The sequence below is a fragment of the Streptomyces sp. NPDC059567 genome, assembly GCF_042735655.1.
GTDB lineage: Bacteria > Actinomycetota > Actinomycetes > Streptomycetales > Streptomycetaceae > Streptomyces.
In genome coordinates, this window is record NZ_JBHWBS010000049.1 from 23,493 (window position 1) to 34,352 (window position 10,860).

General features: G+C 70.3%; 8 protein-coding genes. 4 read left to right on the top strand and 4 right to left on the bottom strand.

What is annotated here, in order from left to right:
- Positions 1-205: 205 nt before the first annotated feature.
- Positions 206-1,399, bottom strand: coding sequence for an RtcB family protein (locus ACFVZW_RS21800; protein ID WP_384523660.1), 1,194 nt, complete (start codon positions 1,397-1,399; stop codon positions 206-208).
- Between the two features lie 174 nt (positions 1,400-1,573).
- Between ACFVZW_RS21800 and ACFVZW_RS21805 the strand changes: the two genes are divergently transcribed.
- From ACFVZW_RS21805 to ACFVZW_RS21815, 3 genes are all read left to right on the top strand, one after another.
- A complete protein-coding gene (locus tag ACFVZW_RS21805; RefSeq protein ID WP_384523662.1) occupies positions 1,574-2,395 on the top strand; it encodes a DUF3558 domain-containing protein in 822 nt (273 codons plus the stop codon).
- A 130-nt stretch (positions 2,396-2,525) separates the two neighbouring features.
- Positions 2,526-3,251, top strand: a complete 726-nt coding sequence (locus tag ACFVZW_RS21810) for a DUF3558 domain-containing protein (RefSeq protein ID WP_384523664.1) — start codon at positions 2,526-2,528, stop codon at positions 3,249-3,251.
- 149 nt (positions 3,252-3,400) lie between these two features.
- Positions 3,401-4,648, top strand: a complete 1,248-nt coding sequence (locus ACFVZW_RS21815) for a DUF2637 domain-containing protein (RefSeq protein ID WP_384523666.1) — start codon at positions 3,401-3,403, stop codon at positions 4,646-4,648.
- Between the two features lie 18 nt (positions 4,649-4,666).
- Here the strand turns inward: ACFVZW_RS21815 and ACFVZW_RS21820 are convergent, their stop codons facing one another.
- On the bottom strand, positions 4,667-4,873 hold the full coding sequence (locus ACFVZW_RS21820; protein WP_384523668.1) for a hypothetical protein: 207 nt from the start codon (positions 4,871-4,873) through the stop codon (positions 4,667-4,669).
- Positions 4,874-5,312: 439 nt separating this feature from the next.
- Complete coding sequence (gene lysS, locus ACFVZW_RS21825; RefSeq protein ID WP_384523670.1) at positions 5,313-7,037, bottom strand: lysine--tRNA ligase; 1,725 nt, start codon at positions 7,035-7,037, stop codon at positions 5,313-5,315.
- Positions 7,038-7,218: 181 nt separating this feature from the next.
- On the opposite strand from lysS, the gene argS reads away from it, so the two are divergent.
- Entirely contained in the window at positions 7,219-8,988 is a 1,770-nt protein-coding gene (gene argS, locus ACFVZW_RS21830; RefSeq protein WP_384523672.1) for an arginine--tRNA ligase, read from the top strand.
- A gap of 68 nt (positions 8,989-9,056) precedes the next feature.
- Here argS and ACFVZW_RS21835 read toward each other — a convergent pair whose 3' ends face one another.
- On the bottom strand, positions 9,057-10,541 hold the full coding sequence (locus ACFVZW_RS21835; RefSeq protein ID WP_384523674.1) for a helix-turn-helix domain-containing protein: 1,485 nt from the start codon (positions 10,539-10,541) through the stop codon (positions 9,057-9,059).
- Between the last annotated feature and the right edge of the window lie 319 nt (positions 10,542-10,860).

Below are 10,860 nucleotides of genomic sequence, written 5' to 3' on the forward strand. Positions count from 1 at the left end.
GGTGTGCACATCGGTCTCGAAGTAGCGGTATCCGGCGGCGGGGGGCCGGCGGGGAGGGGGGGCGGGGGGGTGAAAGCCGGTCACCCCGCCGCACGCCGTCGCGGAGAGGGTTGGTGGGGGGGGGGGTGGGGGGAGGGGGGGGGGGGGGGGCGGATCTGGGGGGGGGGGCGGGGGGCCAGGGGGGCGCCCCCTCCTCGTACGTCCCTCAGCCCTTCACACAGATGACCTGCTTCAGCTTCGCGACGACCTCGACCAGGTCCCGCTGCTGCTCCATGACCTTCTCGATCGGCTTGTAGGCGCCCGGGATCTCGTCCACGACACCGGAGTCCTTACGGCACTCCACGCCCCGCGTCTGCTCCTCCAGGTCCCGGGTCGAGAAGCGCCGCTTCGCCGCGCTCCGGCTCATCTTCCGGCCCGCGCCGTGCGAGGCCGAGTTGAAGGACGCCTCGTTTCCGAGACCCTTCACGATGTACGAACCGGTGCCCATCGACCCCGGGATGATCCCGAAGTCCCCGGAGCCGGCCCGGATCGCCCCCTTACGGGTGACCAGCAGGTCCATGCCCTCGTACCGCTCCTCCGCCACGTAGTTGTGGTGGCAGGAGATGACCGGATCGAAGGTCACCTTCGCCTTGCGGAACTCCCGCCGGACGACCTCCTGGAAGAGCGCCATCATGATCGCGCGGTTGTACTTCGCGTACTCCTGCGCCCAGAAGAGATCGTTCCGGTACGCCGCCATCTGCGGGGTGTCCGCGACGAACACGGCCAGGTCCCGGTCCACGAGCCCCTGGTTGTGCGGCAGCTTCTGCGCCTCGCCGATGTGGTACTCGGCGAGCTCCTTGCCGATGTTCCGCGAGCCGGAGTGCAGCATCAGCCAGACCGCACCCGACTCGTCGAGACAGAATTCGACGAAGTGATTTCCGGATCCGAGCGTCCCCATCTGCTTCTGGGCACGTTCATGACGGAACTTGACCGACTCGGCGATCCCGTCGAAGCGCGACCAGAAGTCGTCCCACCCCGCCGTCGGGAACTGGAACAGCCGCGAGGGGTCCACCTCGTCCCGGTGCATCCCACGCCCCACCGGAATCGCCTGCTCGATCTTCGACCGCAGCCGCGAGAGATCCCCCGGCAGGTCGTTCGCCGTCAGCGACGTCTTCACCGCCGACATCCCGCAGCCGATGTCCACACCGACCGCCGCCGGACACACCGCCCCGCGCATCGCGATCACCGAGCCGACCGTCGCGCCCTTGCCGTAATGCACGTCCGGCATGACGGCCAGGCCCTGGATCCACGGCAGGGTGGCCACGTTGTGGAGCTGGCGCATCGCGCCGTCGTCGATCATGGAAGGATCGGTCCACATGCGGATGGGCACCTTCGCACCCGGTACCTCTACATACGACATACTTCCTCGATTCCCCCAAAAAGCCTGATAACGCAAAAACCGGCTCCAAGGCCCGTACAGGTGACAACGGACCGGCATCAACGGCAGCGCGTGCGATAGACATTGTGTCCACCCACCGGTCTCCGGCGGCAAACAGTTTTCGGGGAAGTCTTCGGGAGAAGGGAGCCTGGGAGCGTGCAGCGACAGGCGTACGTACCCGGTCTGACAGCGCTGGCGGCGGCGCTCGCCTTGGGTCTCACCGGATGCTCCTCGGGCGGCGGAACCGGCGTGGACGCCGTCGACTCCAAGGCCGGCCCCGCCGCCGCCCCCGCACCTCCCGGCCGCTACCGCACCCTCTTCGAGCCCTGCGGCTCCGTCCCGCAGGCCACGCTCCGGGACCTGCTCCCCGGCGCCGCCCAGCTCCCCGAGAAGGACCGCGACCAGGCGTACCGCGGCACGGCCGCCGTCACCTACGACACCGACCGCCGGGTCGGCTGCAGCTGGAAGGCCGACACCCCCGACGCCTCGCACCGGCTGCGCCTCGACATCGAGCGGGTGGTGTCGTACGACTCCGCCGTCAGCGACGACGACCGTGCGCAGGAGGTGTTCTCGGGCAAGCAGATCGCGGCGGACCTTCCGGAGCCCCCGAAGGCCACCCAGGCGCCGCAGACCCCGGCGAGCCCGACCGGCAGCGCCGGCGCCACGGCTGCCACCACTCCCACCGACGCCCCCTCCGGTTCCGCCGACCCCGTCCCCACCGTCGCCCCCACCACCGGTCTGGAGCCCCGGGTCCTGGAGGGTCTCGGGCAGGTCGCGTTCCTCGACGACGTGCTCAGCTCCGGCGGTCCGAACGGTCGGCCCCGCACCGTCAGCGTGGTGTTCCGCACATCCAATGTGATCGTGACGGTCGAGTACGTGGAGCAGACCGGCGGCTCCGCGGAGCCCCCGGACAGCCAGGAACTGCAGGAAAAGGCCCGGAATCTGGCCCGGCTGCTCGCCGAGCGACTGGAGGAGTAGCCGCCCGGAGCCGCTCGGTGTGCCCGTCGCGGGCCCATCGCGAGCACGTAACGTGTCGGCGTACCGTGGCCGCCGGCCGGACCGTACGACAAGCGACTGCCGGACCGTACGACAAGCGACTGAAGGAACCATGCACCGATCAGCCCCGCGACTCACCCGCATACTCGCCTGCGCAGCCGTCCCGGTGATGCTCGTCGTCGCCGGCTGCTCCTCGGACTCCGACGGCGGTTCGGGCACCCCGGACAAGGGCAAGGGTTCGGCGTCCGCCACGCCCGGCGCCCAGCAGTCGACGAAGACGGTCGAGCCGGCGAAGTTCTCGAAGCTGCCCGACGTGTGCAAGTCGATCTCCGCGAAGACGACCGCGAGCCTGGTGCCCAAGGCGAAGGCGAAGAACGGTACGACCGCCACCTCCAGCGACACGTCGAGTCGCGGTGGCTGCTCGTGGAACGGTCTCGACGACAAGGGCGTGAAGGGCTCGCACTACCGCTGGCTCGACGTGTCCTTCTACCGCTACGAGTCGGACGCCGCGCTCGGCAGCGGCCAGGAGCGGGCCCAGGAGAACTTCGCCAAGGAGCTGGCCAAGCTCCAGGCGACCGAGGGCGCGCAGAAGCTGCGCACCACGGACGCGCCGGGTGTCGGTGAGCAGTCGAAGGCCGTCGCGTACGACCTGAAGAAGACGGGCGAGGACTTCAAGTACGCCTCGGTCGTGGCCCGGACCGGGAATGTGCTGGTGCTGCTGACGTACAACGGCGCCGGTTACGCGGGGGCAGCCGCTCCCGCGGACAAGGTCGTGATGGACGGCGCCGTGAAGGCCGCGAAGGAGGCCGTCGCGGCGGTCGCCGCCACGGCCAGGTAACAAACACGCGGCAGCACACGTGCCGCACGTCGCGAACACCCGTATTTGCGCATGTTTTCGAGGAGTCCGTCCCTCCCCCGGGGGCCGGGCTCCTCGCGCATGTGCCACGCTGTGCCCGCGAGATGTGGATTGACGGGAGGGGATCGCGGGTGGCCGCGGTGCAGCTGACACGCACGCACAAGATGCTGATCGGTGTGGTGATCGCCGGTGCGGTGATCATCGCAGGTATCGGTTTCGCGGGTTCGTACGCCGCTGTGCGCGAGCTCGCCGTCGAGAAGGGCTTCGGCAACTTCTCGTACTTCTTCCCCATCGGCATCGACGCCGGCATCTGTGTGCTCCTCGCACTGGATCTGCTGCTGACCTGGATCCGGATCCCGTTCCCGCTGCTCCGGCAGACGGCGTGGGTGCTGACCGCGGCGACGATCGCGTTCAACGGCGCGGCCGCCTGGCCGGACCCGCTGGGTGTCGGCATGCACGCGGTCATCCCGGTGCTGTTCGTGGTCGCCGTGGAGGCGGCCCGCCATGCGGTGGGCCGGATAGCCGACATCACGGCCGACAAGCACATGGAGGGTGTGCGGCTCACGCGTTGGCTGCTGTCTCCGATACCGACGTTCCGGTTGTGGCGGCGGATGAAGCTGTGGGAGCTGCGCTCGTACGAGCAGGTCATCAAGCTGGAGCAGGACCGGCTGATCTACCAGGCCCGGCTCCAGGCGCGCTTCGGGCGGGCGTGGCGGCGGAAGGCGCCGGTGGAGGCGCTGATGCCGCTGCGGCTGGCGAAGTACGGGGTGCCGTTGGCGGAGACGGCGGCGGCGGGGCTCGCGGCGGCCGGTGTGGAGCCGGCGCTGATCCCGGCGCAGCCGGCGACGGCCCAGCCGCAGCCGGTGCAGGCGGTTCAGCCGCCGGTCCAGCTGGCCCCGCAGCCGCAGCCGCAGCTTCCCCAGGGCCAGGGCCAGGCCCAGGTCGGGCCGGAGGTGCCCGCGAACCACGAGAGCCCGTGGTTCCAGGCGCAGGCCCTGCCGCCGGAGGCGTACGAGACGGCGGCCTTCGCCCCCCAGTACGTGGAGGGTCTGGAGCCGACGCCGGTGGCGGTGCCGCAGGGTCCGGAGGACGTGGTGATCCCGGGGCCGCGCCAGGAGCAGGGTCCGGAGCAGTTCGAGGAGTACCCGGAGTTCGTGGAGCCGGAGCCGCCCGCGGACGAGTTCTCCGAGGCGGCCTACAAGGCGATGTGGGACTACGTCGAGGAGCGGCAGGACTTCCCCAACGCCGAGCAGCTCGACATATGGCTCAGTGACATGTACGGGGTGCAGCACCCGCGCAGTGCGTCGATCCTGCGGGAGCTGACTCCGCAGCTGCGGCACCGTATCGAGCGGGAGATGGCGGAGAACCACATCCCGTGACCGGCGTCGGGTCGGGGCTCAGGCCTTGGCCCGCTTCTTGGCCGACTCGCCCCACAGCGCGAGTGCGACCCCGGCGAGGGTCAGGACGAGGTAGCCGGCGGTGGGAATGTCCCACCACTTCTGGAGCAGCCCCCACGCCTTGTCCCCGAAGATCTGCCCGCCGGCGCCGAGTGCGCCCTGCACGAGGGCGATCCATCCGATGACTGCGATGACTTCGTTCTTCATGCCTCCACGGTCTCCCGCGGGATGGCCGCTTTCGTCGTGCCCACGTCGGAAACCGTTCTAGTCCCAAGGATGGAGAAGAGCCGCCACCGGCCCGGCCCACGCCCCGCGCCGAGGCCGGAGAGGCCGCCACGGACACCGCCCACGGCGAACACGGCAAAGGGCCGCCACCCAACCCGGTGACGGCCCTTCCCGGTCTCCGTACCTCTACGCGCCGAGCAGCTTGCGCACCCGGTCCGCACCAACCGCCAGCAGAAGCGTGGGCAGGCGGGGACCGGACCCCCTCTTCACGCCGCCCTCGCACCGCTCGGCCCCGAGGGGCCTCCCGGGCTTCGGACAGCTGCGCCGGACTCCGTCCGCCGACCGTCCGGCACCGCCCACGGTGAACACGGCGAAGGGCCGCCACCCAACCCAGTGACGGCCCTTCCCGGTCTCCGTACCTCTACGCGCCGAGCAGCTTGCGCACGCGGTCCGCACCAACCGCCAGCAGAAGCGTGGGCAGGCGGGGACCGGTCTCGCGGCTGACGAGGAGCTTGTAGAGCAGGGCGAAGAACGCGCGCTGGGCGATCTTCAGCTCCGGGGTCGGCTTGGCCTCGGGGTCGAGGCCGGCCATGACCTTCGGGACGCCGTAGACGAGCGTGGTGAGGCCGTCCAGGGACCAGTGCGTGTCCAGGCCCTCCAGGAGGAGGCGCAGGGACTCGCGGCCCTGGTCGTCGAGGGAGCCGAGGAGCTCGGCGTCCGGCTCGTCGCGGACGATGGTGCGCTGGTCGGCCGGGACCTGGGTGGTGATCCAGTTCTCGGCGCGGTCCAGACGCGGGCGGACCTCGTCCAGGCTGGTGACCGGCTTCTCCGGGTCCAGCTCGGTGAGGATCCGCAGGGTCTGCTCGTCGTGGCCGGCCGTGATGTCCATGACCGAGGCCAGCGTCCGGTACGGCAGCGGCCGCGGCGTGCGCGGCAGCTCACCGGCGGCCGTGTGGGCGGCACGCGCGTACGCCGCCGCGTCCGCAGGCAGCACGGAGCCGTCCGCGACCTTGGCCTCCAGCTTGTCCCACTCGTCGTAGAGCCGCTGGATCTCCTGGTCGAAGGCGATCTTGAAGGACTGGTTCGGCTTGCGGCGCGCGTACAGCCAGCGCAGCAGCGGCGCCTCCATGATCTTCAGCGCGTCGGCGGGCGTCGGCACGCCACCGCGCGACGACGACATCTTGGCCATGCCGCTGATGCCCACGAACGCGTACATCGGGCCGATCGGCTGCACGCCGTCGAAGACCTCGCGCACGATCTGGCCGCCGACGACGAAGGACGAACCCGGCGACGAGTGGTCGACGCCCGACGGCTCGAAGATCACGCCCTCGTACGCCCAGCGCATCGGCCAGTCGACCTTCCAGACCAGCTTGCCGCGGTTGAACTCGCTCAGCTTGACGGTCTCGGAGAAGCCGCAGGCCGTGCAGGTGTACGCCAGCTCGGTGGTCTCGTCGTCGTACGACGTGACCGTCGTCAGGTCCTTCTCGCACTGCCCGCAGTACGGCTTGTACGGGAAGTAGCCCCCGGCGCCGCCGGAGCCGTCGTCCTCGTTCGCCGCGCCGGAGCCCTCCTCGGCCTCCAGCTCGGCCTCGTCGAGGGGCTTCTGCGACTGCTTCTTCGGCGTCTTCTTCGTCCGGTACTGGTCGAGGATCGCGTCGATGTCACCGCGGTGCTTCATGGCGTGCAGGATCTGCTCGCGGTAGGTACCCGCCGTGTACTGCTCCGTCTGGCTGATCGGGTCGTACTCGACGCCCAGCTCGGCCAGCGACTCGACCATGGCGGCCTTGAAGTGCTCGGCCCAGTTCGCATGCGCCGAGCCGGCCGGGGCCGGGACGGAGGTCAGCGGCTTGCCGATGTGCTCGGCCCAGGACTCGTCGATGCCCGCGACGCCGTTCGGCACCTTGCGGTACCGGTCGTAGTCGTCCCAGGAGATCAGGTGCCGGACCTCGTACCCACGGCGGCGGACCTCGTCGGCGACCAGGTGCGGGGTCATGACCTCGCGCAGGTTGCCCAGGTGGATCGGGCCGGAGGGGGAGAGTCCGGAGGCGACGACGACCGGTTTGCCAGGCGCACGTCGCTCCGACTCGGCGATGACCTCGTCCGCGAAACGGGAGACCCAGTCGGTCTCGGTGCTGCTCTGAGCCACGGTCGGTACGTCCTTCTTCCTTGATTCCCTCGAAAGCCTTGCAGCCTTACGTCAGCCATTCTCCCAGACGAAAGGGGCCACTCCGAGGTTGTCCACAGGTGGAGAAAACACGTTGCCCGCCCATGGGACACTTGACAAGCGATAAAGCCCACCACTGAACCACCGACAGGAACGGAAGCTCATGGCCTCGGTCCCTTCCCTCGCTTCGACCGTGCAGCAGCGTCTCGCGGAAGGTCTCTCGGCAGCACTGCCGGAGGCCGGCTCCGCCGACCCGCTGCTGCGACGAAGCGACCGGGCCGACTTCCAGGCCAACGGCATCCTGGCCCTCGCCAAGCAGCTCAAGGGCAATCCGCGTGAGCTGGCGACGAAGGTCGTCGACGGCATCCCGGCGAACGACGTGCTGAAGGAGATCGAGGTCTCGGGCCCCGGCTTCCTGAACATCACGGTCACCGACGAGGCGATCATCAAGACCCTCGCCGCCCGGGCCGCCGACGACCGCCTCGGCGTGCCCCACGGGGAGAACGCCGGCACGACGGTGATCGACTACGCGCAGCCGAACGTGGCCAAGGAGATGCACGTCGGCCACCTCCGCTCCGCCGTGATCGGCGCCGCGATGGTCGAGATCCTGGAGTTCACGGGCGAGAAGGTGGTCCGTCGCCACCACATCGGCGACTGGGGCACCCAGTTCGGCATGCTCATCCAGTACCTGGTCGAGCACCCGCACGAGCTGGACCACAAGTCCGAGGAGGAGGTCTCCGGCGAGGAGGCCATGTCCAACCTCAACCGGCTCTACAAGGCCTCGCGCGCGCTGTTCGACTCCGACGAGGAGTTCAAGACCCGGGCGCGTGCGCGGGTCGTGGACCTCCAGGCCGGTGACGAGCAGACGCGTGCCATGTGGCAGCGGTTCGTCGACGAGTCGAAGATCTACTTCTACTCGGTCTTCGACAAGCTCGACATGGACATCAACGACCCGGACGTGGTCGGCGAGTCGGGCTACAACGACATGCTGGTGGAGACCTGCCGCATCCTCGAGGAGTCGGGCGTCGCGGTCCGCTCCAACGGCGCGCTGTGCGTGTTCTTCGACGACGTCAAGGGCCCGGACGGCAACCCGACGCCGCTGATCGTCCAGAAGTCCGACGGCGGCTTCGGCTACGCGGCGACCGACCTGTCGGCGATCCGTGACCGGGTGCAGAACCTGAAGGCGACGACCCTGCTGTACGTGGTCGACGCCCGCCAGTCCCTGCACTTCAGGATGGTCTTCGAGACCGCCCGCCGGGCCGGCTGGCTGAACGACGAGGTCAAGGCCGTCCAGCTGGCGTTCGGCACGGTGCTCGGCAAGGACGGCAAGCCGTTCAAGACCCGTGAGGGCGAGACGGTCAGGCTGGTGGACCTGCTGGACGAGGCCGTGGACCGGGCGACGACGGTCGTCCGCGAGAAGGCCGAGAAGGTGGGCCTGACCGAGACGGAGATCGTCGAGAACGGCCAGTACGTCGGCATCGGCGCGGTCAAGTACGCCGACCTGTCGACGTCCGCGGCGCGGGACTACAAGTTCGACCTGGACCAGATGGTGTCGCTGAACGGCGACACGTCGGTGTACCTCCAGTACGCGTACGCCCGTATCAAGTCGATCTTCGGCAAGGCGGGCGAGCTCACCCCGCTGGCCCACCCCGAGCTGGAGCTGGCCCCGGCGGAGCGCGCGCTCGGTCTGCACCTGGACCAGTTCGGCGAGACGCTGGCCGAGGTCGCCGAGGAGTACGCCCCGCACAAGCTGGCCGCGTATCTGTACCAGCTGGCGTCGCTGTACACGACGTTCTACGACCAGTGCCCCGTCATCAAGCCGGAGCCGCCGAAGGAGATCGCGGAGAACCGACTGTTCCTCTGCGACCTGACGGCCCGCACGCTCCACCAGGGCCTGGCCCTGCTGGGCATCCGGACGCCCGAGCGCCTCTGACGACGCGCCACAGGCACGACGAAGGCCCCGGCACCGTATCCGTACGGTGCCGGGGCCTTCGTGTTCGGTCACTGCGAGGCGGTCCACTCGCCCTTGTCGGGCCGGTAGGTGTACTCCTTCTTTCCTTCGATCGCGCTCGTACGGAAGGGCTTCCCGCCGTCGTCGACGCGTGCCTTCCCGTGCCGTTCGCCGCTGCTCCACTCCACTTCCAGGTACCAGGAGACGACGTACGACTCGGTGTGAACGTCGAGGTTGAGGACCTGGGGGTCGCTGGTGGAGACCTTGTACGGGAAGTCCTTGGCGGGTACCCGGTGTTCGCCGTCGAGACCGGCGACCGGCTTCGCGGTGGGGTGCGGGGCGTCGAGGTCGATGTCGAAGGCCTGCGGGGTGATGCCGCCGCCGCAGCCGTCGCCCATGAAGTACGCCGCCCGGTCCAGGGGCGCCGCGCGCTCCACCACGCGCACGCGGACGGCGGTGAGGACCGTGGCCTCGTCGGTACGGCCGGTCGCGGTGAGCTGGAGCTGCATATGGCCGCCGTCGACGCCGCCGAGCGCCCGCGCCCAGCCTCGGCTGTCCTGCGGGGCGGGCGGGGGCGGGACCTGCCCGGGCGGCTGGCCGAGGGCGTAGTGCTGGCCGCAGGCCCCGGCCCAGTTGTACGAGCTGATGCCCACGCTGACGGGGGCGCCCGCCGCCTGGCGGGTCGCCGGGGCGGAGGGGTTCGCCCGGGACGCGGTCGTCGGCGCGCTCGGCGTCGTGGTGGCGGACGGGGAGCCGGAGCCCGACGCGGACGCGGAGGCGGTCACGGGCGCGGAGACGCTCGCCGCGGGCGGGTCGACGGATCCGTCCGCGTGCTGTCCGGAGGCGTTCTTGCCGCCGTCTCCCTTCTCGTCGGGGCTGCTGACGGCGTACGCCACGGGCACGGCCAGTGCGACGACGGCGGCCGCGGCGACGGCCGTCCGCAGCCGCTTGCGGGAGCGAGAGCGGGCGGACGCATCCGGGACGCCGGAAGGCCGCGGATGGGCCTGCACGGTCACGACGACCTCGGGCGCGGCACCGGGCTCGGGCGCGGCACCGGGTTCCGGGGCGGCGCCGGGCTCGGCGGTGCCGGGCTCGGCGGCGCCGGGCTCGGGAGCGGTGGGCATCGTGGCGGTGTCCGAGTCAGAGCCCGAGACGGCGTCCGGAACGGCTTCGGAGGCAGTCGCCGCGGTGGCCGCCACCGCGGCCTCCACCCCGGATCCCTCCGCGGCTTCCGCCGAGCTTCCGGCCGTACCCTGCGGGTCGGAAGCCGCCGGTCCGTTCTTGCCCCGCCGACGTGCCTCGTCCGCCAGGATCCAGCTACGGTGCAGCGCGATCATCTCGTCGCGGGAGGCTCCGCACAGCCGCGCCAGTCTCTCCACGGGTGCGAACTCGGCAGGTACGGCGTCACCGTTGCAGTACCGGTGCAGCGTCGACGTACTGACGTGGAGCTTCTTCGCCAACGCCCCGTAGCTGAGCCCGGATCGTTCCTTCAGCTCGCGCACCAGCTCCGCGAAACCATCCGCCTCCGTTGCCACCCGCCCCGCCCCCCCTCGTCTCGACCGTCCCAGGAACGCATTCCAGGGGTGGGTCATTTCCCCAGGTCACGGCAGGTTCGCGCGTTCCAGCATCCCCCATTGTCCCGTGACCGTTGCCGCGAGCTCACCCCGCCCCGCAGGGTGAGTCCATGCCCAGCAGCCATCTGACGGACGTCGTAGCCGTCGCAGTTCTGATCACCTGCACCGCGATCGTGATCACCCTGATCACCCGAGGCTGACCGATCCCGGGGCATCGGCGGGGGGGGGGGGGGGGGCGAGGCGGGCCGCCCCCGCCCCGCGGGTTGTGGATGTGGGGCGT